We start from the raw sequence: 24322 nt of genomic DNA on the forward strand, positions 1-24322 counted from the left end.
AAGGATAGTTCCTGCGCAGTGCTCAATTGCGTAGGGGGGAGACAGCAGGAAGGGACCGGATAACGGCGGGTATCGCCGCAGCCACCCCGCTCGCGGTGACCGGCCCACCCGCGCTCGCGAGGCTCGCCGCCGCGCCGTGCAGCCAGGCGCCCGCCGAGGCGGCGTCGATGGGGGCGAGACCGGCGGCCAGCAGCGAGCCGATCAGTCCGCCGAGCACGTCCCCCGAACCGGCGGTGGCCAGCCAGGAGGTGCCAGTGGTGTTGACGCGTACCGGTGTGCCGGGGTCCGGTGAGGCGATCGTGGTACGCCGCCCCTTGAGCAGCACCACCGCATCGAACCGCTTGGCCGCGAGCCGTGCGTAGTGCAGCGGACGAGCCTCGATCTCGCCGCGGTCCTCCCGGATCAACGCCGCGAGCTCGCCGGCGTGCGGAGTCAGGATCGCGGGCACCCCGAGCGGCCCGTTCAGGGCGCGCAGGCTGTCGGCGTCGATGACCAGAGGTACGCCGCTCGCCCGGGCGAACGCGAGCGCGCTGTTGGCGCCGTCGGCGCTGCCGGAGCCGACCACCCAGGCCTGTGCCTGGCCGTCGCCGACGACCTCCGGGTTGTGTCGCTTGACCCACTCCGAGGCGGTGCCGACGTAGCGGACCATTCCGGCCAGTCCGGTGTTGGCGCCGGAGACGGCCAGGAGCGCGGCCCCGGGGTAGGTGGCGCTGCCGACCCTCAGCCCCACCACGCCGCGGGAGTACTTGTGCCCGTCCGGCGCGGGACGCGGCACCAGGTCCGCCACGTCGGCGGCCTCGAGGCTCTCGATGGCCGGCCTCGGAAGCCGGAGGCCGATGTCCACCAGCTGCACCGTCCCGCACGCCGAAGCGGCCGGGTCGAGCAGGTGACACGGCTTGTGGGTTCCGAAGGTGACCGTCAGGTCAGCGGTCACATGGGCGCCGTCGACCTCACCGGTGTCGACGCAGACCCCGCTCGGCGTGTCGACCGAGACGACCGGGATCCCGGGGAGCAGGGCCAGTGCCGCCTCCGCGTCCGGCCTCAGGCCGGGCTTTCCCCCGATCCCGACGATCCCGTCGACGACGACATCGAAGGTGGTCGAGCTCGTCGAGAAGACGTCCGAGGACACCGTCCCCCCGGCCGCCTTCACAGCCGCCACCCCACCCGCGTGCGCCCGGTCCGACAGCAGCCACGCTTCGACCCGCGCCCCTCGACGCGCGAGCATCGCCCCGGCGTACAACGCGTCTCCGCCGTTGTCCCCGCTCCCGACGAGCAGGACGATGCGTTTCCCGTAGGCACCGCCGAGACCCCGCCCGCGAAGGTGACCGATGACCGCGTAGGCCAGCCCGGCCGCCGCGCGCTGCATCAGGGCACCTTCTGGCAGGACCGCCATCAGGGCTCTCTCTGCCGCTCTGACCTGCTCAACCGAGTGCGCACGCCGCATGGCCCCAGCCTACGCGCCCATGCCCTGGCGGGCCTGGGCCGAAGGGCTCGAACAAGCCCCGTCAGTCCTCCAGGACGACCATCGCCGAGGCGATGCCGGCGTCGTGGGAGAGCGAGAGGTGGACGGTGGCGACACCGAGCTTGGTGGCCTGCGCCAGCACGGTGCCGCGGAGCTCGAACCGGGGCTGGCCGGAGGACTCCGAGATCACCTCGGCGTCGTGCCACTCCATCCCCTGCGGCGCACCGAGCGCCTTGGCGAGCGCCTCCTTGGCGGCGAACCGGGCGGCCAGCGAGGCCATCGGCTTCGCCGCCTCGGCGGGCGTGAACAGGCGCTCGCGCAGCCGCGGCGTACGCTCCAGCGACTCCTCGAAGCGCTCCAGGTCGCAGACGTCGATCCCGACTCCGAGGACTGCCATCAGAGGACCGCCATCACTCGACCGTGACGGACTTGGCGAGGTTGCGCGGCTGGTCGACGTCGTAGCCGAGCTCGGTGGCGAGCTGGCAGGCGAAGAGCTGCAGCGGTACGACCGCGACGAGCGGCTGCAGGAGCACCGGCACCTTGGGCAGCCGGATGATCGTGTCGGAGACCGAGTCCACCGAGTCGTCGCCCTCCTCGACCAGGGCGATGGTGCGGGCGCCGCGGGCGCGCACCTCCATGATCCCGGAGCGCATCTTGTCGTGCAGGAAGTCGCGGCCGCGCGGGGGCACGATGCACCAGATCGGCAGGCCCTCCTCGACCAGTGCGATCGGACCGTGCTTGAGCTCTCCGGCGGCGAACCCCTCGGCGTGCAGGTAGGCGAGCTCCTTGAGCTTGAGCGCGCCCTCCAGCGCCACCGGGTAGCCGGCGTGGCGCCCCAGGAACAGGAAGGCCCGGCGGTCCGCGTACTCACGCGCGAGGTCGTAGACCTGCGGCGCCGTCTCCAGCACCTTCTCGACCGCCGCGGGCATCGCCTCGAGCTGGGTCATCACGCCGTCGATCTCGTCGCCGTACATGGTGCCCTTGACCTGGGCCAGGTAGAGCGCGAGCAGGTAGCAGGCGACCAGCTGGGTGACGTACCCCTTGGTCGAGGCGACGCCGATCTCCGGGCCGGCGTGGGTGTAGATGACCGCGTCGGACTCGCGCGGGATCGTGGAGCCGTTGGTGTTGCAGATCGCCAGCACCTTGGAGCGCTGCGAGCGCGCGTGCCGGATCGCCTGCAGCGTGTCGGCGGTCTCGCCGGACTGGGAGATCGCCACGACCAGGGTGGAGTTGTCGAGGATCGGGTCGCGGTAGCGGAACTCGGAGGCGAGCTCGACCTCGACCGAGATCCGGCACCAGTGCTCGATCGCGTACTTCGCGACCATCCCGGCATAGAACGAGGTCCCCGCGGCGATGATGATGATCTTGGTGACCTCGCGCAGCTCGTCGTCGTCGAGTCGCATCTCGTCGAGGTGCAGAGACCCCGAAGGCGTACGCCGCCCCAGCAGCGAGTCTGCGACGGCACGAGGCTGCTCGAGGATCTCCTTGCGCATGAACCAGTCGTGGCCGTCCTTCTCGGCGGCGGCGAGGTCCCAGTCGACGTGGAAGCGGCGGCCCTCGGCGGGGGTGCCGTCGAAGTTGGTGACGGTCGCGCCCTCGCGGGTGATGGTGACGACCTGGTCCTGGTCGAGCTCCATCGCCTCGCGGGTGTGCTCGATGAAGGCGGCGACGTCGGAGCCGAGGAACGACTCGCCCTCGCCGAGACCGACCACGAGCGGGCTGTTGCGCCGGGCGGCGACGACCCGGGACGGGTCCTGGGCGTCGATCGCGACGAAGGTGAACGCACCTTCGAGGATCGAGCAGACCTTCTGCATCGCGATGGTCAGGTCGGCTCCGCCGACGACCTCGCGCTCGAGCAGGTGGGCGGCGACCTCGGTGTCGGTCTGCGAGGTGAACTCGTGCCCGTCGGTCTCCAGCGAGGCCCGCAGCTCGGCGAAGTTCTCGATGATGCCGTTGTGCACGACCGCGACGCGGCCGGTGCGGCCTACGTGCGGGTGGGCGTTGCCGTCGGTCGGGCCACCGTGGGTCGCCCAGCGGGTGTGGCCGATCCCGGTCGTCGACGCCGGCAGCGGCGTGTCCGCGATCGCCTTCTCCAGGTTGGCGAGCTTGCCGGCCCTCTTGTCCACCGCCAGCCCGTCGGCGGTGATCAGAGCGATCCCCGCCGAGTCATAGCCGCGGTACTCCAACCGCCGCAGCCCATCGATCACGACGTCCTGCGCCGACCGGTCTCCGACGTACCCAACGATGCCGCACATGGCCGATGATCCTACGGCTCTCGTGGACCCCAGCAGGAAGCGGCGGCGCATGTGCGTAACAATCGTTGCCATGTCACACCCCGGGCCACACGGCGATGACCGCGGCTCCTCGCCCTACGTCGAGCTCGACCGTAGCGCGTGGGCCGAGCTCGCGACCGAGACCGAGAGTCCGCTGACCGAGGCCGAGATCGAGTCGCTGCGGGGCCTGGGCGACCAGATCGACCTCAACGAGGTCGAGGAGGTCTTCCTACCGCTGAGCCGCCTGCTGAGCCTCTACGTGAGCGCCTCGGACAAGCTCCATGACCAGCAGGAGCTGTTCCTCGGCAAGACGATGCCGGAGCGTACGCCGTTCGTCATCGGCGTCGCCGGGTCCGTCGCCGTCGGCAAGTCGACGACGGCTCGTGTCCTCCAGCAGATGCTCGCCCACTGGCCCGAGCACCCCAACGTCGCTCTGGTCACCACCGACGGATTCCTCTACCCCAACGCCGAGCTGGAGCGTCGCGGCCTGATGGAGCGCAAGGGCTTCCCGGAGTCGTACGACCGCAAGGCCCTGCTCCGCTTCCTCGTCGACCTCAAGTCGGGCGAGGACGAGGTGCGTGCGCCGATCTACTCGCACCTGACCTACGACGTCACCGACCAGACCGTGCTGGTCAAGAAGCCCGACATCGTCATCCTCGAGGGCCTCAACGTCCTGCAGCCCTCCCGGGTCCGCGCGGACGGCACCATCTCCCTCGCCCTCTCGGATTTCTTCGACTTCTCCGTCTTCGTCGACGCCGACTCCCGCGACATCAAGCAGTGGTACGTCGAGCGGTTCCTCCGGCTGCGTGAGACCGCCTTCCGCGACCCGTCGTCCTACTTCACGAAATATGCGGCCCTGAGCCACGACGAGGCCATCACCCGCGCCACCGAGATCTGGAACGAGATCAACGGCCCCAACCTCCGCGAGAACGTCCTCCCCACCCGCTCCCGCGCCACGCTCGTCCTCCGCAAGGACCGCGACCACTCGGTGCGCTACGTACGCCTCCGAAAGATCTGACGCCGAGTCGGCTCGTTAGAACGAGCCGACTCGGCGACGGGTGTGACAGGAGGGGTCAGAGGGCCAGGCGGGACCGGACCACGTCCGCGAGGCGCTCGGCACAGGCCTCGGCCTCGTGATGGGTGGGGGCCTCGACCATGACGCGTACGAGGTTCTCGGTGCCCGACGGGCGCAGCAGGATCCGCCCGGAGCCGGCGAGGGCCTTCTCCTCGGCGGCGACGGCGTCGAGAAGGCCGTCGTCGGTCTTGCAGCGGGCCTTGTCGACGCCCTTGACGTTGAGCAGGACCTGCGGGAGTCGGGTGACGACGGAGGCGAGGTCGGCGAGGGTGCGCCCGGTGAGGGTCATCCGCTGCAGGACGTGCAGCGCGGTGAGGATGCCGTCGCCGGTGGTGGCGTGCTCGCTCATGATGATGTGGCCGGACTGCTCGCCACCGATGGCGTAGCCGCCCCGGCGCATCTCCTCGAGCACGTAGCGGTCGCCCACGGCGGTCTGCTTCACGTGGACGCCCGCGGCGTCCATCGCCTTGACGAACCCGAGGTTGCTCATCACGGTGACGACCACGGTGTCGTCCGGGAGCCGACCGGCGTCGTGGAGCCCGAGGGCGAGGATCGCGATGAGCTGGTCGCCGTCGACGAGGTTGCCCTCACCGTCGACGGCCAGGCAGCGGTCGGCGTCGCCGTCCCAGGCGAACCCGACGTCGGCGCCGTGCTCGACGACCGCCTTCTGGAGCATCTCCGGGTGGGTCGAACCGACGCCGTCGTTGATCGAGAGGCCGTCGTTGACGTCGTTGATCGCGATCACCTTCGCCCCGGCCTGGTCCAAAGCAAGCGGACCCGCGGCCGCGGCCGCTCCGTTGGCGCAGTCGACCACGACGGTCAGCCCGTCGAGTCGGCGCTCGAGCGTGGAGATCAGGTGGGCTGCGTACGTCTCCACGGGGTTCTCGTGGGTGGAGATCCGGCCCACCGACGCGCCGGTGGGGCGGTCCCAGGGCTCGTCGAGGTGTGCCTCGATCCGGTCCTCGAGCACGTCGTCGAGCTTGTGCCCGCCGCGCTGGAGGAACTTGATGCCGTTGTCGGGCATCGGGTTGTGCGAGGCCGAGATGACCACACCGAGGTCGGCCTGGAGGGCCGCGGTGAGATAGGCGACCCCGGGCGTCGGCAGCACGCCGACGTCGATCACGTCACAGCCGGCTGAGGCCAGACCGCCGGCCACCGTGGCCTGCAGGAACTGTCCGGAGACGCGCGAGTCGTTGCCGACCACCGCCAGCGGCTTGCGTCCGCTGCCGGAGCTGCGCAGCTCCTCGGTCAGAACCAGTGCCGCCGAGGTCGCCAGGTTCTGGGCGAGCGAGGCGGTGAGGATCTCGCCGTTCGCGAGACCGCGAACTCCGTCAGTGCCGAAAAGGCGTGCCACGTCCGTGTGACCTTCTTTCGTACGTCGGCCCCCGCCCGAAAAATGAGTTGGGGTGCCTCGGCGAGCCGAGGCACCCCAACAATGCTAGGCGATCGCGAGGGCGATCAGCGCTTGCTGAACTGCGAGGCCTTGCGGGCCTTCTTGAGACCGGCCTTCTTCCGCTCCACGACGCGGGCGTCGCGGGTCAGCAGACCGGCCTTCTTCAGGGTCGGGCGGTTGGCCTCGACGTCGACGTCGTTCAGCGCACGGGCCACGCCGAGACGCAGCGCGCCGGCCTGACCGGCGATGCCGCCGCCGTCGATACGGGCGATCACGTCGAAGCGACCCTCGAGCTGCAGCGCGGCGAACGGCTCGTTCGCGATCTGCTGGTGCAGCTTGTTGGGGAAGTAGTCCTCGATGGTGCGACCGTTGATGGTCCACTCGCCGGTGCCCGGGACGATCCGGACGCGGGCGACGGACTCCTTGCGGCGGCCGGTGGCGGCAGCCGGGGCGATGGTCGCCGGGCGCTCGGGGGTGTCGGCGGACGGGGCGCTCTCGGAGGTGTACGCGAGGCCCTGCTCGTCGGTCTCGAAGGTCTCCTCGACCTCTACGGTGTTCTCAGTCATGTCCTGGTCCTGGCTCACTGGGCGATCTGCTTGATCTCGAACGGAACGGCCTGCTGCGCGGCGTGCGGGTGCGTCGGACCGGAGTAGACCTTGAGCTTCTTGAGCATCTGGCGGCCGAGCTTGTTCTTCGGCAGCATGCCCCACACAGCGGTCTCGATCGCCTTGCGAGCGTCCTTCTCGAGGATCTCGCCGATCGGGGTCGCGGTCAGACCACCCGGGTAGCCGGAGTGGCGGTAAGCCAGCTTGGTCTTGGCCTTGTTGCCGGAGAGGGAGACCTTCTCGGCGTTGATGACGATGACGAAGTCGCCGGTGTCCGCGTTGGGCGCGAAGATCGCCTTGTGCTTGCCGCGGAGGAGCTCAGCGGCCTGGACCGCGAGGCGGCCGAGACGGACGTCGGTCGCGTCGATCACGAGCCAGGCGCGCTCGATGTCGCCCGGCTTGGGAGCGTAAGTACGCACGTGTGCCTTCTTAGTTCGTTGGACCCGGCGCACGGATGCGCACCGGGATGGTGCTGCGTGGCTTCTGACGAACACGGCCCGGCTTGCCCTGTCCTCTGGGTGTCCCAGCGGCAGTCATCCGGATCTGCGTCCCTGACCGTGCGCAGTTCTTATCGAACCAGGGATCAGGACGCGGCAGGAGTCACGACTCACAAGGTTACGAGCCCCCGCACGGCGGAGCCAAATCAAGACGTACGCCGCCGGTCGGGGAGCCGGGCGGCGTACGCGATCTTGGGGCGGGTCGGCTCGGCCGACCCTGGCTCCAGTGTCCGTCGGGTTCCTGTGACCAGGCTGTGACAGGCCTTCTGCTCTCCTGAAAACACAGACGTACGCCGCCGGGACCGTGCCCGGCGGCGTACGTCTTCTTCTTGTCGGCTAGTGGTCGACGCCGACCTCACCCTCGGGGGCGTACAGGTCGGTGACCTCCTCCGGGTCCGGGTGCTTCTCGGGCCCGGGCGGGGTGGACTGCTTCTTCTCGACCACCGGTCGCTTCGGCTCGTCGTCCCCGGTGAGCGCGACGGCGCCGCCGACAGCGCCGCCGGCCACCAGGACCGCCGCGGCGGCCAGGATCAGCTTGCTCGACACGGTCATGCCAGCACGCGGTACTGGATGCCGACGGAGTACTTCCAGACGTCGTAGCGCGAGCTCGAGTTGAGCCCGGCGGTCCACCACACGGCGGGGCAGTACTGCGTCGAGAGACGGCTCTGGATCAGGCTGTTGGGCGAGGCGACCGATGCCATCGTCTTCCACTTGATCGAGTTGCCGAACTGGTGACGCTGGCGCGACGTCCAGTCGGACGGACGCAGGACGTAGGAGACCATGTAGACGTCCTTCGTGTAGCCCTTCGGACGGCCGCCGTAGTGCTTGAGGGACAGGTTGCGGTAGTTGCCGTCGACCGACTTCGGCAGGCACTTGACGTTCTCGGTGTGGACGGTCGCTCTGGCGCTGGTGGCGGCTGCCTTGCAGCGTACGTTCGAGCGCAGGCCGCGCGAGCCGGCCCAGTCGCTGCGGGCGGGGGCCTTGAGGGTGGAGCAGGAGCCGACGTACTTGTAGTTGAGGGCGTCCCTGGCGGTGACGGTCTTGGTGTAGGTCTTCCAGGTCAGCTTCTTGGCCGACGCGGCGACGGAGATCCGGGCGGTCGTGGCGTTGCCGGCGGGGTCCTTGGCGTCGACGCGGACGTAGTAGATGCCGGAGACCCGGGTGCCGGCGTTGTTGTAGCCGTTCCAGGTGTAGGACTTGGCGCCCTGGAAGCTCGAGGAGGAACCGAGGGTGCGCACCAGCGTGCCGCCCTCGGTGACCACCTTGGCGGTGTAGCTGACGACCTCGTTGAACGTCATCTTCACCGACATCGTGTCGCGGTAGCCGTCGGGGTAGGGGTAGAACGTCGAGAGGCTGCGGCTCAGGGTGACACCCGGCTTGGTGACGTCGTTGGAGCCCAGGTCGGCCGAGTAGGACTCGGTCGCCCCGGCGTCGCCCTCGACGTAGCCCCAGAAGCGGTACGCCCCGATCTTGGCCGGCATCGTGGCCTGGATCGTCCCGACGCCGTCGGCGTCGAGGGTGATCGGCGTGGTCTGCGGGCCGTCCGGCGCGGTGCCGTCCGAGGCGAGGATCCACCAGGTGGCGTTGATGGTGCTCCCGAGGACGCTCGGGTCCTCGACGTCGTACGTCACCGTGAACGTCGCGCCGGGGGCCGGGGTCGGGGTCGGGACGGTGATGACCAGACCGGTCCGTACGGGCTCGGTCGGCTCCTCGACCAGGGTCTCCGCGCGAGGCTCGAGCTGCTGCTCGGTGTCCGGCTGGGTCTCGGACTGAGCCTCGGGCTGGGTCTCGGCGGGCGGCTGCTCGTCCGTCTCCTCGGTCCCGACCGGGGCCGGCGTCGGCTCGGCGGTGGCCGTCTCCGACGGGTCCGTCGTGGGCGACGGGGTCTCCGTCGCGAAGGCCGGCACCGCCGGCACGATCAGGGCGGCGGCAGCAGCCGCCACCAGGGCGCGGATGCGCATCTGTGGTTCCTCCGAGTCTCTTGCCCGAGATGGTGTCTTGGGTCGCTTCGCTGCCAGAGAACGCGAGGCGGGCCGAGATGGCTGACGGAACTTATACCCCCGGACGCAACGCCGGCATCCGTATTTCCGGCCGCAGCAGAAGACCGGGCGACAGCGATGAGGCATCTGGCGTAGCCTGATCGTAGGATTGTCTGACAATCAGATGATCCTGTCTCAGATCACCGAGAACGCCCCACAGATGGAGGAGTGCGATGACCCTGCTCAACGAGGCTCAGGCCACCGCTGCGACCAGCTTGACCCCCGCCGCTTTCGCGGCCGCCGAGGCGCACTCCGCGCACAACTACCACCCCCTCGAGGTCGTGATCAGCCACGCCGAGGGCGCCTGGGTGACCGACGTCGACGGCCGCCGCTGCTTCGACATGCTGGCCGGCTACAGCGCGCTGAACTTCGGTCACGGCCACCCCGCTCTGCTGTCCGCGGCCCGCGAGCAGCTCGACAAGGTCACGCTGACCTCCCGTGCGTTCGTGCACGACCAGTTCGCCGAGTTCACCGCCCGCCTGGCCGCGATGTGCGGCAAGGACATGGTGCTGCCGATGAACACCGGCGCCGAGGCCGTCGAGACCGCGATCAAGGTCGCCCGCAAGTGGGGCTACGACGTCAAGGGCGTCCCGGCCGACCAGGCCGAGATCATCGTGATGGCCGGCAACTTCCACGGCCGCACCACCACGATCGTCGGCTTCTCCGACGACGCCGACGCGCGCGACGGCTTCGGCCCGTTCGCCCCCGGCTTCGTGATGGTCCCCTACGCCGACCTCGCCGCGATCGAGGCCGCCATCACCCCCAACACGGTGGCCGTTCTGGTCGAGCCGATCCAGGGTGAGTCCGGCGTCGTCATCCCCGGCGACGACTTCCTGATCGGGCTGCGCGAGGTCTGCACCCGCGAGAACGTGCTCTTCGCCGCCGACGAGATCCAGGCCGGCCTCGGCCGGACCGGCTACACCTTCGCCTGCGACCACGCCGGCGTGAAGCCGGACATGTACATCCTCGGCAAGGCCCTCGGCGGCGGCATCGTCCCCGTCTCGGCCGTCGTCGCCGACCGCGACGTGCTCGGCGTCATCGGCCCCGGCCAGCACGGCTCCACTTTCGGTGGCAACCCGCTCGCCTGCGCGGTCGGCACCGCCGTCATCGACCTGCTGGAGACCGGCGAGTTCCAGGCGCGCGCCGAGGCGCTCGGCCAGGTCCTGCGCGACCGCCTCCTGGCGATGGTCGGCAAGGGCATCGTCGGCTTCCGCTCCCGCGGCCTGTGGGCCGGGGTCGACATCGACCCGGCGATCGCCAGCGGTCGCGAGATCTGCGAGCGCCTGCTCGCCCGCGGCGTACTCGCCAAGGACACCCACGGCTCCACCATCCGACTCGCGCCGCCTCTGGTGATCGCCGAGGAGGACCTCCACTGGGCCCTCGACCAGCTCGAGGCGGCAGTCTCGGCCTGACCCCAGCGAGCCTGCAGTTCTGGCAGGCCGAATCTGTAGTTGTGGGCGACGAAACTCTACTTTCGTCGCCCACAACTACCATCTCGGCCGTTTCGCCGTGCCGGGCTCAGTCGACCTCGGCGAGGTCGTCGATGAGCTCGTTCGCCGCCGCGACGGCCAGGTTCTGCAGCCCGCGGAACAGCTCGGTGCAGGACGCCACATGCTGGTCCGGCGTCATCGTGACCCGGTCCAGGTTGCCGGTGGTCAGGACCTGGTTGACCGCCCGTTGCGCGGGAACCCCGACGGCCCCGTTGGTGGCAGTGTTCTTGGTGATCTCGTCGAGGAAGTCGCGCTGAGGTTCCGAGCTCGACGTGTAGAGCGCCGAGAGCGACAGGCGCCACTCAGCCTCGGCCCGAGCAAGCTCGGCGAACTCCTGCTTGCTGAGAACATCCGCGCCCGCAGCGCCCGTACCCCGCATGACCTCGCGCTTGGCGAGTGCCTTCGCCATGAGGCTCTTCTGCGTACCGAAGGACTGGAAGGCCGGGCCCAGGTGGCCGAGCGCCTCGATCTCGTCGTCGATCTCGGCGTCACCGACATACGGCACGAGCGTCGAGATCGCGAGGAGGCCGTTGGAGAGCGTCGACAAGGCCAGCGCCCCCTGCAGCCGAGTCTCCTCCGTACGCATCATGGATCGCGTCTCCGGCAGGGCGGCCAACGACTGCTGGATCTCGGAGACGAGGTCAGCGAGCTCCTGGTCCCTGCCGTCGATCTTCTCCGCCTTCGCGGTCCAGGTCACGACGGCCTCGTCGGTCTGCTCCTGGATCGGCTTCATCACCACGTTTGGGACGTCCGCGAGGGCAGCGTCGCGCTCGAAGATCAGGTTGATCGCCAGGCCGAACGTGCTGGGCAGGGCCTGCGCGACCGACTCGGCGTGGCGCACCGACGAGGAAGATGTCGACGTGGGGGAAACGGCCGGGTCGGTGGCCCGATCCGCAACGAGAGGCCGCAGCGCGACCCCGGCGATGGCGATGATCCCGGCCGCCATGATGGTCCCGGCGGCCATGAACAGTCGCGCCGAGCGCACGCGGCGGCGGCCGCGGCGTACGTCCTCGGAGGGGTCCACGAGCGGGACCGGAGCGGTGGCGCCGATGCGGTAGAGGCGCTCGCGCAGCAGGGTGTCGTCGTCGAAGATGTTCATCGCCGGCCTCCTCGGGCAGCATCGGGGGCAGCATCAGGGGCAGCATGGTCGGGACCGAGGGCGCGGCGCAGGCTGGCCAGGGCAGCCGAGGTCTGGCTCTTGACCGTCCCGGTGCTGATGCCGAGGTCCGCAGCGGTCTCCTCGACCGACAGACCCCAGTAGTGACGGAGCACGACGACTCGCCGCTGACCTGCGGGAAGCGCACGCAGTGCGGTCCAGAGCTCATCGAGGTCCTCGGTGTCCGGGCCGCTCGGCGCCGGCCGGTCGACGATCTCGCCGGCCCGCTCACGCCGCCACGGACGACGGCCCTCGTCCAGGTGGCTGTTGACCAGCACCCTGCGTACGTAGGCATCGACACTGTCGGCCTTCCGCACCTTTCGCCACGCCGCGTACACCTTCGACAGCGTCAGCTGCACGATGTCCTCGGCGCGATGCTCGTCACCGCACAACAGGTACGCCGCGCGGTAGAGATGCGCGCGTCTGTCCCTGACGTAGGCGGTGAACTCCTCGTCCCTGCTCAACGTCTCTCCTCCTCCGGTTCCAACCCCCGACGCCCTATTGACGTAGCCGGCGCTGGATCGGTTGGGGCCTGGACGACGTGATGGCCTCGAGCGCGAACAGCAGCACCGGGCCCGTCAGCCCCGGATTCTCGTGCGCCACAGATCGTCTTGGCGACCGGCTGCCTCCCACAACTCGTCCACCCCGCTCACGCCGAGATCGTCGAGAGGTACGAGGAAGTCTCGCGCCAGGACGTCCGCGAACTCATCGCGAGCAGCCAGGGTTCGCGGCTCGCCGCGGGTGACCCCGAGGTGGCGTACGGTCCGTGACAGCAGCAGCGCGGTCGCGCCACCGGCGGGCCGTGCGGCCATCAGCGTGGTCACGTACGGCGAGGACGGAGAGGTCGTGAGCTCCCGGGACCGCGCGGCGAAGTCGCTCAGCTCACGCGCCTCGGTTCGCAGGTCGTAGCTGCTGATGGTGCCGCCTGGATGGTGATGAACTCGCCAGGTCGTACGGTCCAGTCGCTCGATGCTGTAGACGAGACCGTCCTGGTCGCAGGCCAGCTCGCGCAGCGGCAACGGCTCGAGGAACCCATCCCCGATCCCCGCGTCGGCCAGCCACGTCTCACCACCGATCGTCACCAACAGCGCGTTGTGATTGCCCCACTGCCCGTCGCCGCGCTGTTCACGCATGACACCGGCCTCGACCATCGTCACCTCGAACCCGACTGCTTCGAGCAACAGGGCGAGGGCGCCATTCTGCTCGAAGCAGTAGCCACCCCGGCCACGCACGACGATCTTGTCGACAAGCGCCTCCGGATCGAGACGGACCGGCCGGCCGAGCTGGACGTCGAGGTTCTCGTACGGCACGCGCTCGCGCCACGCACGATGCAAGTTCCGCAGACAGGCCAAGTCCGGCCGGACGGGCCGCGTTTCTCCGAGTCGGTCGAGGAAGGCGTCGATCATATTTTTAGAGTAACTCTAAAATTATTGTCAGTCTAGAATGAGCCGCCATGGGACTCCGCGACACCAAGAAGGAACGGACTCGACGCCGACTCGTCGAGATCGCCTACGAGCTCTTCACCGAACAGGGCTACGACGAGACCACCACCAGCCAGATCGCGGCGGCGGCCGAAGTCTCCCCGGCCACCTTCTTCAACTACTTCCCGACGAAGGACTCGCTCGTCTTCACCGACGGGCCGGCGATCGCCGAGGTCGGCGTGCGGGCCGTACGCGATCGGTCACCGGGCGAGCCGCCCACGGAATGCCTCTCCCGGGCACTGCGAGCGATGATCGACGCAGCCGCGGGCACGACCCGCGAGCCGGGCACCTCCCTGGAGGCGACCCGTCTCGCACTGGTGACGGCAGTTCCTTCCCTACGGGCGACCTTCGTCGGGAGGGCGCTCACCACCCAGCATGCTCTGGCCGACGCCCTCTCGACCGCGTACGCCGACAGCCTGGATGAGGAGACGGCGCACGCGATGGTCGGCGCGGCCTTCGGCGCCGCGCTCGCCGTCGGGATGGCGACGTCGGCCGCCGGCCGACCTACGGCCGACCGACTTCTCCGCGCCGCCGCGAAGGCCACCGCGGGCTTCACAGCCTGAGCGAATCAGGGAAGAGCGTCGAGGAGCTCTCTACCGCTTCCCCGGCCCCAAAGCCGCGGAGCCGGCCCCTCAGCTCTGCGGCTGCCACCTCCGATCGAGTACGAAGTCGACGGCGCGGTCCACCGGGATCGCGCTGTCGCCGTACACGCTGACGGTGTAGACGGGGCCTTGGAAGACGACGAGGTTCACCGGATCAGCGGGCTTGCCCATCCAGCGGCGGTTCTTGCCGAGACCGATGAAGACCTCGTTGCCATCGACGGTGCGAATGATGCAGCGCTTGTAGACGGCGCGGTGGCACGCCTTGTCCATCTGGATCGGGTTGAGCGTCTCCTCCAGCCGCACCTCGACAAAGCCCGGCTCGCCACTGGAGAAGCTGTCCGCCATGTCCTGCTTGACGTCGGTCAGAACGACGTACGCCTCGTGGTCGAAGCGCATGGGCATGCCGTCGCGCCACGTTGCCGGGGTTCCGGGCGGGACCAGCGTCTTCAGCGCGGTCCTGCCCAGCTCCTTGGCATCGACCTGAGGCGGCAGATCGAGTTCCGGGACGACCAGCCGGGGGTCGGCAGCAGCCGCCATGACCTCCTTCTCCCCGAGGTCGACACCGGAGACGGGGATCGTCGAGTTGTTACCGAACAGCGAGTCGAGGGTGATCGCGACGACCGTCCCGTCGGAGCGCTCGACGGCATAGGTCCGTGCGCCGCCATTCGTCGCGACTCTCGCCTCCTTCGCTCCCGGGTGGTCGACGTCCTCACAGGTCCACCCGGGGTCATCGCACAGGAAGCCGACTCCATCCCAACCGGACCCGACGGCAAGCTGAATCATCCCGAGACCGTCCTCGCCTTCGACGGTCCACCCCAGCTTCGTACCGATGCGGCGCCCACTGCCCGCCTCACCGGCCTGCATGTTCGAGACGGTCTTCTCGAGGTGCTCCCCGGCGGGATCCAGATGCTCGGCGAGGACGTCTCGGTACTTCTGAAGCACCGGGATGTCGCGAGACCACGAGACTCCGTGGCCGTTGAATGCCGCGGGCCACAGCCCCGTGACGTCGTCCCCGGGGACCTTCACCGGCGCTACCACCTGGTCGGGCACCGGCGACGGTTTCGCAGACGTCTTCAGTGGACCTGCGATCTGCTCGTCGCCCTTCAGCAACGACGTCCTCTGGGTGACCACGACACCACCGGCCGCCGTGATCGCCACCGCGGCGGCAGCCGCGACAGGCACCGCCCACCTCTTCGTACGACTCTCCTGGGAGATCGCCTGCATCAGCTCCGCCTCTCGCCGCGCCTTCACATGAGGGCGCAGGCTGCGCTCAGGAATTCCAGTCATCACTTCTCCCCCTCACCCATCAGCGCGGCGACCCGCGTGCGTGCGCGGGAGAGCCGGCTGCGTACGGTCCCGACAGGGATGTCGAGAGCCTGGGCAACTTGCAGATACGAGAGGCCGTCCCAGGCGATGAGCATCAGGATCTGACGGTCCTTGCGGCTGAGCCTGTCGACAGCCGCGAGGAGCTCGGACATCCGGCGCTCCTCGTCGAGGCGGCGTACGACTCCGTCCGCGTGGTCCTCGGTGTCGTCGACCCGCACCAGCTGCAGCCTGCCCGCCAGCGCGTTCTGCCGGCGGGCACCACGGGTGGCGTTGCGGCAGACGTTCTCGGCGACGGTGAAGAGCCACGGCATCAGCGAGCCGTCGTAGGCCACCGCTCGTTCCCGCACCCGCCAGACCTCCAGGAACGCCTGGGACATCACGTCCTCGGCGAGGTTCCAGGAAGCCACGCGGCGGAAGCAGAAGTTGTAGACCGGATCCGCATAGCGCCCGAACAGCTCCGCCATCGCCTCGTGGTCGCCCCGGCGCAGACGCTCCGCCAGACCGCTGTCGTTCTCCGTCACCACGAGCCCGAAGCTCTGCGACTCACTACCTCTCACGCACCCTCTATGTCCGGTAGGCCCGGAGTGGTTCCAACTCCGGGCCTCCCATTGTCAGGCCCGTCATCTACGTGCCGGTCCCGGGGTGACCGCTCCTGGCGATGGTCGGCGAGGGCAGCGGGGGGTGTAACACGCTGTTACACGCACTATCCGGTCGTTCTGAACGACCGGATAGTGCTACGAACGACGTGTTACAGCTCGCCCGGACCCGCCCCGGGCAGCATCTCCAGCAGCACCGGCAACGACCCCGCCAGCATCCCCAGCAGATCCTCGCGCGACAGCCCGGCAGGATCGGCCTTCCAGGAGAGCACCAGCTCCTCCGACATCGCCTGCCAGCCCCTGACGACCAAGCGGGCGGCGGGGGTGTCGACGACGAAGTCGACGTCAGCCTTGAAGATCCGCGCCCCGAGGGCGCCGAAGGCGTCGTCGTAGATCTGGCGCAGGACGGGGTCGCTGGCGGCGCCGCGGACCATCGAGACGTACCCCTCGTAGTTGGCGTCGACGAAGTCCACATAGGCCGTCATCGACGCGAGCAGGCGCTCGACCGGCTCCCCCGTCTCGGGCGGGGCGGTCTGGGCGACGAGCGCGTCGGCGGCGCGGCGCACGACCGCCTCACGGAAGGCCATCTTGTCGCCGAAGTAGTGGTAGAGCAGCCCGCGCGAGATGCCTGCCTCACGCGCGACCACGTCGATGGAGATCTCGTCGAGGGAGTGGTTCGCGAAGAGGCGAATGCCCAGATCGAGCAGCTGCTCGCGGCGTTGCTCGGGCGTCAGTCTCGTCCGTTGGCTCATGCTCACCATTCTATTGACATCTGTTCAATAGGCAAGCCATACTCGAAGTATGACCACTGCTGACCTCACCCATGTCGACCACCTGATCGTCGGTGCCGGCTTCGGAGGCCTGTGCGCGGCGATCAAGCTCGAAGAGGACGGCGAGCGCGACTTCGTCGTCATCGAGAAGGGCTCCGGCGTCGGCGGCACCTGGCGCGACAACACCTATCCCGGCGCCGCCTGCGACGTCCCCAGCCAGCTCTACAGCTACTCCTTCGCGCTCAACCCCGACTGGTCGATGAGCTTCTCGCCCCAGCCGGAGATCGAGGCGTACATCAAGAAGGTCGCCGAGCAGTCCGGCACGCTGGACCGCTTCGTCTTCGACACCACGATGACCACCGCGACCTGGGACGAGACCCGGCAGCGCTGGCTCGTCGAGACCGAGGGCAAGGCCGGGAAGAAGACGTACGCAGCGACCACCGTCATCGCCGGCCCCGGCGCGCTCTCCGAGCCCAAGCTCCCGGACATCGCGGGCATCGAAGGCTTCCAGGGCGAGATCTTCCACTCCGCCCAGTGGAACCACGACGTCGACCTCACCGGCAAGCGTGTCGCGGTGATCGGCACCGGCGCCAGCGCGATCCAGATCGTCCCGGAGATCCAGAAGAAGGCCGCTCGCCTCGACGTCTACCAGCGCACGGCGCCGTGGGTCCTCCCCCGCAACGAGCACCGCTACTCCAAGCTCGAGAAGGCCGCCTTCCGCCACGTCCCGGGCGTCCAGCGGCTCGCCCGAGCGGCGGTCTACTGGGGCCTCGAGGTCCGTGTCCTCGGCCTCGCCGTGCAGCCCAAGCTGACCCTGGCCCACGAGCTGATGGCGAAGAACAACATCCGCCGCGGCATCAAGGACCCCGAGCTGCGCCGCAAGGTCACTCCCGACTACACGCTCGGCTGCAAGCGCACGCTGATCTCCAACGCCTACTACCCGGCGCTGGCCGCCGACAACGTCGACCTGATCACCGACGGCATCGCCCGGGTGAGCGAGAACGCGATCGTCGCCCAGGACGGCACCAGCCGCGAGATCGACGTCCTCGTCGTGGCCACCGGCTTCTACACCACCGACCTCCCGATCGCCCACGCGATCACCGGCAACAAGGGCCGCACCATGGCCGAGCGGTTCGTGGAGACCGGGATGAGCGCCTACAAGGGCACCACGGTTCCGGAGTTCCCCAACCTCTTCTTCGTGGTCGGCCCCAACACCGGCCTGGGCCACTCCTCGATGGTCTACATGATCGAGTCGCAGGTGGCGTACATCCGCGACGCGATCCGCACCATGCGCACCAACTCCTACGCGACCGTCGAACCCACCGAGGACGCCACCTCCGCCTGGAACGACGACCTACAGCGCAAGATGGACAACACCGTCTGGTCCGAGGGCGGATGCGCGTCGTGGTATCTCGACGAGCACGGCCGCAACACCACCCTGTGGCCGAGCTTCACCTTCCTGTTCCGCCACCTGACCAGCAAGTTCGACGTCGACAAGTACGCCGTCACCGCCGCCACCACGACCAAGGAGAGTGTCCCCGCATGAAGTCCTTCGACGACAAGGTAGTCGTACTCACCGGAGCCGGCTCCGGGATCGGCCGCGCCCTCGCGGTCAACCTCGCCGGCCGCGGCGCCCGGCTGGCGCTCTCCGACGTCAACGAGGCCGGTCTGGCCGAGACCGTCGAGCTCGCCAAGCAGGCCGGGGCCCGCGAGATCAAGGAGGACAGGCTCGACGTCGCCGACCGCGAGGCCTTCAAGACGTACGCCGAGGGCGTCATCGCCCACTTCGGCCAGGTCAACGTGGTGATCAACAACGCCGGCGTCGCGCTGTCGGGTCGGGTCAACGACCTCGACTGGGAGGACATCGACTGGATCATGGGCATCGACTGGTGGGGCGTCGTGCACGGCACGAAGTTCTTCCTGCCGGCCCTGATCGAGTCCGGCGACGCGCACATCGTGAACATCTCCTCGCTGTTCGGGCTAGTCTCGATGCCCGACCAGGCCTTCTACAACGCGGCGAAGTACGCCGTGCGCGGCTTCACCGAGGCGCTGCGCGAGGAGATGCTGATCGACGGGCACAACGTCGGCGTCACCTCGGTCCACCCCGGTGGCATCAAGACCGCGGTCGCCCGCAGCGCCCGCGTCTCGGCCAAGGACGACCAGGCCGCGACCGCGAAGTTCTTCGACGAGAAGCTCGCCAAGATGGAGCCGTCGCGCGCCGCGGAGATCATCGTCAAGGGCATCGAGAAGAAGCAGGCCCGCGTGCTGGTCGGCCTCGACGCCCACGTGATCCACAACTTCGGCAAGTTCACCGGCTCGCGCTACCAGGACCTCATCGCGATGGGTGCCAAGTATGTGATGCCGAAGAAGAACGGCTGATCCCTAGACTGAGCGCCATGCGCTTCGAGGCCGGTCACCCTGTTCGTGTCGAGTTCACGAAGTGGGGTGGCCGGCCTCATTGGTCCTTCACGGGCCTCTACCTCGGCGAGGACGAGCACGGCGAGTGGATCGGCCACCCGGTCGGCACCGAGTTCGCCCGCCCCGGCCATGGCTGGGTCGCCGACTGGGAGTCGGTCAGCCTGGTCCCCCACCACGACGCGGCCCACTTCCCCGCCTTCAACCGGCCCAACAACCGGGTGAGCTCGCAGATATATGTCGACATGTGCACCCCGCCGGTGTGGCAGGACTCGACGGTCACCTGCATCGACCTGGACCTCGACGTGGTCAAGAAGTTCGACGGCTCGGTCTACATCGACGACGAGGACGAGTTCGAGCACCACCAGCTCGAGTACGGCTATCCGCCCGAGATCATCTCGATGACCGAGGACTCCGCCGAGCGCGTCTTCCTCGCCGTCAAGGAGAGCCAGGCGCCGTACGACACGACGCCCGAGCGCTGGTTCGAGGTGCTGAGCGGCCTATGAGTCGATGTCCGCGACAGGCACCGGGGCCCGGTCCTTCCGCAGCGGACCGACCAGGCGCGGCCCGGACAGGCGCGTCTCGATCCGCCACGACCGGCGGCTGAGCGGCTGGGCGATGTATTCGCCCAGGTAGACGCCGGAGGCGAGCGCGAGCGCGACCGAGGCTGCGGTGAAGAGGGCGACCAGGCCGACCGAGGTGGTCGCTGGCGTCTCCTGGGCGAGCATCGTGAGACCGCGGTAGATCGAGTAGCCGGGCAGGAACGGCACCACCGACGAGACCACGACGACCAGCGGCGGCACCTTCAGCCGGGTGGCGACCGAGTAGGCGACCAGACCGATGAAGAGGGCCGCCACCGCCACCCGCCAGGTACGCCCGACGTCGCCGGGTACGACGATCGACAGGATCACGGCGACGCCGGCGATGACAGCGATCGGGAGCAGCGTCCGCTTGGGCGCGTACGCCGCGTAGGCGAAGGCCGCTGCGCCGACAGCACCACCCGCGGTGGCGAGCGTGATCGACTGCAGCGACGTGGTGCCGCCCGAGACCGCGCCGTCGATCGGCACTCCGACCGCGCCCGCGAAGACCAGACCGCCGGTGACCCCGGCGATGATGCCGGCCGTGGAGACAAGGGCCTCCATGATCCGGGCGCTGGCGGTGACGTGGAATCCGGTCAGGGCGTCCTGGAGGGCGCCCATGAAGCTGATCCCGGCCAGCATCACGGTGATGTTGGCGGCGATCGAGGTCGAGACGTCGAGATCCAGCGGCAGCGCCGCGGCGATGACCGCGAGCAGCGTGGCCAGGCCCGCGCCGGCGACCTGCAGGTAGAAGAGCGGCAGCCGCCAGCGGCGGTGGAGGAAGTGCTGCAGCTGGTCGATCGCGGCACCGGAGATGAAGGCGAGGATGACGACGCGGAGCTCACCGCCGACGTAGACGGTGAACGCGGCCGCCATGATCGCCATGCCGAGCGTCACCGCCCAGCGTGGCCGGCGGTGGCCGCCGGAGATGATCCGGCCGAGCGCGATCCGGGCGCCCTGGAGGTCGACCTCGTCGCGTACGACCTGACGGACCAGGTGGTCGACGGCGGTCAGGTGGTCGTAGTCGATGGTGCGGTTCTTGACCTGGCGGGTGGTGTGGATCGGGATCGCCTCGGGATCGGCCTGATAGCTCATCGAGAGACTGGTGTAGGTGACGTCGACCTCGGCCTCGCGAAGCCCCAGATGTTGGGCGAGCGACCTCATCGTCGCGGTCACGTCAGCGGCCCCGGCGCCGGTCGAGATCAGCAGCTCACCGACGCGGAGGCAGAAGTCCAGAGTCAGGTTCACCTCACGCGCGTCCACCGTCACAGGGTGCCACCGGCCCGGTGAACGACAGGCATTCACGATGCTCGACAAACGGGCCCGTGCAAGGAACGCTCGTTACATGCGGATCGACTTCCATCCCTCCCCCCGGCCGACGCTCGGCGTCGAGTGGGAGCTCGCGCTCGTCGACCGCGAGACCCGGGATCTGGTCAACGTCGCCGACCACATCTTCGCCCGCGCCAAGGCACGGGTTCCCTACCCCGGGCGGATCCACAAGGAGCTGCTGCGCAACACCGTCGAGGTCGTCACCGGGGTCTGCGAAACGGTCGAGGAGGCCATGGACCAGATCCGCGAGACGACCACCGGTGTGGTCCGTGCCGGTGACGATCTCGGCGTGGATCTCTTCGGCGCCGGCACCCACCCGTTCGCGTCCTGGACCAGGCAGGAGCTGTCCGCGGGGCATCGCTACCAGGAGCTCATCAACCGCACCCAGTGGTGGGGCCGGCAGATGCTGATCTGGGGCGTCCACGTGCACGTCGGGATGCCGGAGCGGGACCGGCTGCTCCCGGTTCTCAACGGGCTGCTGACCTACTACCCGCACTTCCAGGCGCTGTCGGCCTCGTCCCCGATCTGGGCGGGCATGGACACCGGCTACGCCTCCAACCGGGCGCTGATGTTCCAGCAGCTGCCGACCGCCGGGCTGCCGTTCCAGTTCTCGACGTGGCAGGAGTTCGAGGCGTACGTCTCGGACCAGACGGTCACCGGCGTGATCGAGGACATCAGCGAGATCCGCTGGGACATCCGGCCCTCGCCCCGGATCGGCACCATCGAGAACCGGATCTGCGACGGGGTCTCCACGATCCAGGAGCTGGCCGCGATCGCCGCGCTGGCGCACTGTCTCTGTGTCGACCTGGACGCCCGGGTGGCGGCCGGGGAGCCGGTGGCCACGATGCCGCCGTGGCACGTCCAGGAGAACAAGTGGCGCGCCGCCCGCTACGGCCTGGACGCGATCGTGATCCTCAACGACGCCTCCGAGGAGCGGCTGGTCACCGACGACCTCGCGGACCTGCTGGTGCGCCTGGAGCCGGTGGCCGCGCGCCTGGGTTGCGAGAAGGAGCTGGCCGGGGTGCACGACATCATCCACAAGGGTGCTTCCTACCAGCGACAACGAGCCATCGCGGCCTCCACCGAGGGCGACCTGGTCGCGGTCGTCGACTCGGTCGTACGCGACCTGCGCGGGTCGCTCTAGCGGGATGCTGACCGAGGTACCTCGGTCAGCCGTCACTTCCCTCGTGGAGTTCCCCGAAGTCAGTACGCGTTCGCCGAGTTACCTCGGTGAGCATTCAGCGAGGCGGTAACGGCGGCAGCGCGTCGGTCGCCTCGAACTGCCCCATCCCGGTGACCCCGAGCAGGTCGACGATGATCGACCTGATCTGGACGAGGATGACCTCGGCGTTGAGCGATTCAGTACGCTCCACCTCGGCCGAATGCTCGCCGACGGCGAGCAGCACCGACCTGGCCTCCCCGCTCAGTCCGTCCGGGCCGAGGCCCGCGGCGAGCTCGGCCTCGACGACGTCGACGGCGTCGGCGAGCCCGAAGGCCAGCTGGTAGTAGCTCTCCGGCACCACGTCCCCGCGGTAGGCCGACACCGCCGCCCTCCGCACCAGCACCCGGGTGCTGCGCAGCGCGCGGTCGAGCGGCTCGACGAGCTCGGCCATGCGATGTACGTGGCTGCGATGTCGGAACCGGAAGGGCGAGACGGCCAGCACCGACATGCCCTCGTCGGAGGCGTCCTGCAGCTCGCGGATCAGCGGGTCGGTGGCGCGCGCGTCGGCGAGGACCTTGAGCCCGTGGACCGCGTCCGCGTCGAGCATCACCTGGCCGGCGGCGCGCAGCAGCGAGGCGATCTTCTTGGCGACCACGGCCGCCTGCTCGCCGGGCCGCCGCAGCGGCGCGGCGGGCACGATCGAGGCGGCCACCAGCGCGACCGCACCGCCGATGAGCGCGTCGGTCCAGCGCGTGAACGCCGCGCCGGGCGTCGGCAGCAGCCCCATCACGAAGATGGACTGCACCGCGGCCTGGTTGCGGAAGACCTGACCCGAGGAGATGAAGATCCCCACCGCCATGGCCATCCCGACCACCAGGGTCATCTGCCAGGCACCCTCGCCGATGACCTGCACCACGACGTCACCCAGGAACACCCCGAGCGCGACCCCGATGGTCACCTCGGTCACCCGCCTCAGCCGCTGGCCGTAGGAGGTGCCGAGGCTGACCACCGCCGCGATCGGCGCGAAGACGGGTTGGGCGTGGCCGAGCAGCGTGGCGGCGATGAACCAGGCCACCCCGGCTGCCGCGGCGGCCTGCAGCACGTGCCACCGCTTCGACTTCAGCCGTGCCAGCCGGCGGCGTACGTCGGAATTCACCTGCTCACGGGTGACTCGCGGAGCAGAGAACGCCATGCCGCAGATCCTAAGGCAGCCGAGTCCTCAGTTGTGGCGGCCGAATCGGTCGTACTGGCGAATGAGATCGGGATCTCGGCTGCCATTTCTACGGATTCGGCCGCCACTTCTGCGGACTCGGCGCGGGGTCAGCGGGCGAGGGTCACCGAGACACTCTGGCTGCCGCAGCCGTTGGCGGAGGTGAGGTTGGTGAGGGCGGACTTCTCGGTGCTGTCGACGGCGAGGCGCCAGCGGATCTTCACCGAGACGTACTCCTTCAGGTAGCGGCACTTCTGCAGGTCGGGCATCCACTCGGCCGGGTCGGCGTCGGACTTCTCCTGGTTCTCGTTGTCGGTGACGCCGACGAGGGAGCCGTAGTAGCCGAGGTCGTTGGCGTAGTTCTTGCGCTCGGTCGAGGTCCAGGTGCGGGCGCCGGAGTCCCAGGCCTCGGCGAGCGGGACCATGTGGTCGATGTCGATGTCGCTGGTGAGGGTCCAGGACAGTCCGTCGTAGTAGGAGTACCAGCGGCCGCCCGACAGCGAGCAGCTGGAGCCGACCGTGGGGGCCTCCTCGGCCTCCGCGATCAGCACCTCGTTGCGGGTGTTGCAGCCGTCGCCGTCGGCGTCGATCCAGTGCTGGAAGAGGTCACGGCTGTAGCCGGTGCGGTTCTCGGCCGCGACCGGGAGGTCGCCGATGGCGGTCGAGAGCGGCTGGGAGTAGGTCTCGGCGTGTGCTGCCGCCGGAATGGTGAGCGGCACGAGGGCGCCGCAGGCGAGGATGAACAGGCCACGGAGTTTCATGGGGGTCTCCCGAGGTGAGGTGTTCGGTCGCCCCCAGACGATGCCGCGTTTTACGCGCCCCGTGTAACTCGGTTACCAGATGTTTCGAGAAGTTCACCCAGT

Annotated in this window: 24 protein-coding genes; 7 read left to right on the top strand and 17 right to left on the bottom strand. The window is 69.1% G+C overall.

Translation table 11 applies throughout. The annotated features are described in order from the left end of the window. Nucleotides 1-22: 22 nt before the first annotated feature. From ACW14X_RS10480 to glmS, 3 genes are all read right to left on the bottom strand, one after another. A complete protein-coding gene (locus tag ACW14X_RS10480; RefSeq protein WP_457165553.1) occupies nt 23-1393 on the bottom strand; it encodes a bifunctional ADP-dependent NAD(P)H-hydrate dehydratase/NAD(P)H-hydrate epimerase in 1371 nt (456 codons plus the stop codon). Between the two features lie 112 nt (nt 1394-1505). Then, nucleotides 1506-1859 carry a holo-ACP synthase gene (locus ACW14X_RS10485; protein WP_160025352.1) on the bottom strand — a complete coding sequence of 118 codons (354 nt, stop codon included), beginning with the start codon at nt 1857-1859 and terminating at the stop codon, nt 1506-1508. A gap of 13 nt (nt 1860-1872) precedes the next feature. Beyond that, nucleotides 1873-3717: a glutamine--fructose-6-phosphate transaminase (isomerizing) gene (gene glmS, locus ACW14X_RS10490; RefSeq protein WP_160025353.1), complete on the bottom strand. Its 1845-nt coding sequence runs from the start codon at nt 3715-3717 to the stop codon at nt 1873-1875. A gap of 70 nt (nt 3718-3787) precedes the next feature. On the opposite strand from glmS, the gene coaA reads away from it, so the two are divergent. Beyond that, nucleotides 3788-4753, top strand: coding sequence for a type I pantothenate kinase (coaA, locus tag ACW14X_RS10495; protein ID WP_160025354.1), 966 nt, complete (start codon nt 3788-3790; stop codon nt 4751-4753). 55 nt (nt 4754-4808) lie between these two features. Here coaA and glmM read toward each other — a convergent pair whose 3' ends face one another. The 5 genes from glmM to ACW14X_RS10520 form a co-directional block, all read right to left on the bottom strand. After that, entirely contained in the window at nt 4809-6164 is a 1356-nt protein-coding gene (glmM, locus tag ACW14X_RS10500; RefSeq protein ID WP_457165554.1) for a phosphoglucosamine mutase, read from the bottom strand. Between the two features lie 104 nt (nt 6165-6268). After that, on the bottom strand, nt 6269-6769 hold the full coding sequence (gene rpsI / locus ACW14X_RS10505) for a 30S ribosomal protein S9 (protein WP_160025356.1): 501 nt from the start codon (nt 6767-6769) through the stop codon (nt 6269-6271). 14 nt (nt 6770-6783) lie between these two features. Next, nucleotides 6784-7227 carry a 50S ribosomal protein L13 gene (gene rplM, locus ACW14X_RS10510; RefSeq protein ID WP_141791781.1) on the bottom strand — a complete coding sequence of 148 codons (444 nt, stop codon included), beginning with the start codon at nt 7225-7227 and terminating at the stop codon, nt 6784-6786. 414 nt (nt 7228-7641) lie between these two features. Further along, nucleotides 7642-7857: a hypothetical protein gene (locus ACW14X_RS10515; protein WP_350716633.1), complete on the bottom strand. Its 216-nt coding sequence runs from the start codon at nt 7855-7857 to the stop codon at nt 7642-7644. Further along, nucleotides 7854-9266 carry a FlgD immunoglobulin-like domain containing protein gene (locus tag ACW14X_RS10520; protein WP_457165555.1) on the bottom strand — a complete coding sequence of 471 codons (1413 nt, stop codon included), beginning with the start codon at nt 9264-9266 and terminating at the stop codon, nt 7854-7856. Before ACW14X_RS10520 ends, ACW14X_RS10515 begins: the two co-directional genes overlap by 4 nt. 251 nt (nt 9267-9517) lie before the next feature. On the opposite strand from ACW14X_RS10520, the gene rocD reads away from it, so the two are divergent. After that, complete coding sequence (gene rocD / locus ACW14X_RS10525; RefSeq protein WP_457165556.1) at nt 9518-10756, top strand: ornithine--oxo-acid transaminase; 1239 nt, start codon at nt 9518-9520, stop codon at nt 10754-10756. 106 nt (nt 10757-10862) lie between these two features. Here rocD and ACW14X_RS10530 read toward each other — a convergent pair whose 3' ends face one another. From ACW14X_RS10530 to ACW14X_RS10540, 3 genes are all read right to left on the bottom strand, one after another. Then, nucleotides 10863-11933, bottom strand: a complete 1071-nt coding sequence (locus ACW14X_RS10530) for a nitrate- and nitrite sensing domain-containing protein (protein ID WP_457165557.1) — start codon at nt 11931-11933, stop codon at nt 10863-10865. After that, entirely contained in the window at nt 11930-12454 is a 525-nt protein-coding gene (locus ACW14X_RS10535) for a SigE family RNA polymerase sigma factor (protein WP_457165558.1), read from the bottom strand. Before ACW14X_RS10535 ends, ACW14X_RS10530 begins: the two co-directional genes overlap by 4 nt. Nucleotides 12455-12568: 114 nt before the next feature. Next, nucleotides 12569-13396, bottom strand: coding sequence for an arylamine N-acetyltransferase family protein (locus ACW14X_RS10540; protein WP_457165559.1), 828 nt, complete (start codon nt 13394-13396; stop codon nt 12569-12571). Nucleotides 13397-13443: 47 nt separating this feature from the next. Here ACW14X_RS10540 and ACW14X_RS10545 point away from each other — a divergent pair, with 47 nt between their 5' ends. Then, nucleotides 13444-14034: a TetR/AcrR family transcriptional regulator gene (locus ACW14X_RS10545; RefSeq protein ID WP_457165560.1), complete on the top strand. Its 591-nt coding sequence runs from the start codon at nt 13444-13446 to the stop codon at nt 14032-14034. Between the two features lie 69 nt (nt 14035-14103). Here ACW14X_RS10545 and ACW14X_RS10550 read toward each other — a convergent pair whose 3' ends face one another. The 3 genes from ACW14X_RS10550 to ACW14X_RS10560 form a co-directional block, all read right to left on the bottom strand. After that, nucleotides 14104-15360: a hypothetical protein gene (locus ACW14X_RS10550; RefSeq protein ID WP_457165561.1), complete on the bottom strand. Its 1257-nt coding sequence runs from the start codon at nt 15358-15360 to the stop codon at nt 14104-14106. Then, nucleotides 15360-15956, bottom strand: coding sequence for an RNA polymerase sigma factor (locus ACW14X_RS10555; protein ID WP_457165562.1), 597 nt, complete (start codon nt 15954-15956; stop codon nt 15360-15362). The genes ACW14X_RS10550 and ACW14X_RS10555 overlap by 1 nt, the downstream gene beginning before the upstream one ends. Nucleotides 15957-16147: 191 nt before the next feature. Continuing rightward, the gene (locus ACW14X_RS10560) at nt 16148-16747 is read right to left on the bottom strand and encodes a TetR/AcrR family transcriptional regulator (protein WP_350716619.1); all 600 of its coding nucleotides are present in this window, start codon (nt 16745-16747) and stop codon (nt 16148-16150) included. A 49-nt stretch (nt 16748-16796) separates the two neighbouring features. On the opposite strand from ACW14X_RS10560, the gene ACW14X_RS10565 reads away from it, so the two are divergent. The 3 genes from ACW14X_RS10565 to ACW14X_RS10575 are packed head-to-tail and all read left to right on the top strand — an operon-like array spanning nt 16797 to nt 19686. After that, nucleotides 16797-18311: a flavin-containing monooxygenase gene (locus ACW14X_RS10565; protein WP_457165563.1), complete on the top strand. Its 1515-nt coding sequence runs from the start codon at nt 16797-16799 to the stop codon at nt 18309-18311. Continuing rightward, entirely contained in the window at nt 18308-19144 is an 837-nt protein-coding gene (locus ACW14X_RS10570; RefSeq protein ID WP_457165564.1) for an SDR family NAD(P)-dependent oxidoreductase, read from the top strand. Before ACW14X_RS10565 ends, ACW14X_RS10570 begins: the two co-directional genes overlap by 4 nt. Nucleotides 19145-19161: 17 nt before the next feature. After that, nucleotides 19162-19686 (top strand): DUF402 domain-containing protein, encoded by a 525-nt coding sequence (locus tag ACW14X_RS10575; protein ID WP_160025370.1) that lies wholly within the window; start codon nt 19162-19164, stop codon nt 19684-19686. Here the strand turns inward: ACW14X_RS10575 and ACW14X_RS10580 are convergent. Then, nucleotides 19681-21021: a threonine/serine exporter family protein gene (locus ACW14X_RS10580; RefSeq protein WP_350838461.1), complete on the bottom strand. Its 1341-nt coding sequence runs from the start codon at nt 21019-21021 to the stop codon at nt 19681-19683. The two genes, ACW14X_RS10575 and ACW14X_RS10580, sit on opposite strands and share 6 nt — an antisense overlap. Nucleotides 21022-21103: 82 nt before the next feature. On the opposite strand from ACW14X_RS10580, the gene ACW14X_RS10585 reads away from it, so the two are divergent. Continuing rightward, on the top strand, nt 21104-22231 hold the full coding sequence (locus tag ACW14X_RS10585) for a glutamate--cysteine ligase (RefSeq protein ID WP_160025371.1): 1128 nt from the start codon (nt 21104-21106) through the stop codon (nt 22229-22231). 94 nt (nt 22232-22325) lie between these two features. On the opposite strand, the gene ACW14X_RS10590 is transcribed toward ACW14X_RS10585, so the two are convergent. Continuing rightward, the gene (locus ACW14X_RS10590) at nt 22326-23441 is read right to left on the bottom strand and encodes an FUSC family protein (protein WP_160025372.1); all 1116 of its coding nucleotides are present in this window, start codon (nt 23439-23441) and stop codon (nt 22326-22328) included. A 128-nt stretch (nt 23442-23569) separates the two neighbouring features. Further along, nucleotides 23570-24220 carry an HNH endonuclease family protein gene (locus ACW14X_RS10595; RefSeq protein ID WP_457165565.1) on the bottom strand — a complete coding sequence of 217 codons (651 nt, stop codon included), beginning with the start codon at nt 24218-24220 and terminating at the stop codon, nt 23570-23572. Between the last annotated feature and the right edge of the window lie 102 nt (nt 24221-24322).

The organism is Nocardioides sp. YJ-D4 (genome assembly GCF_054031495.1).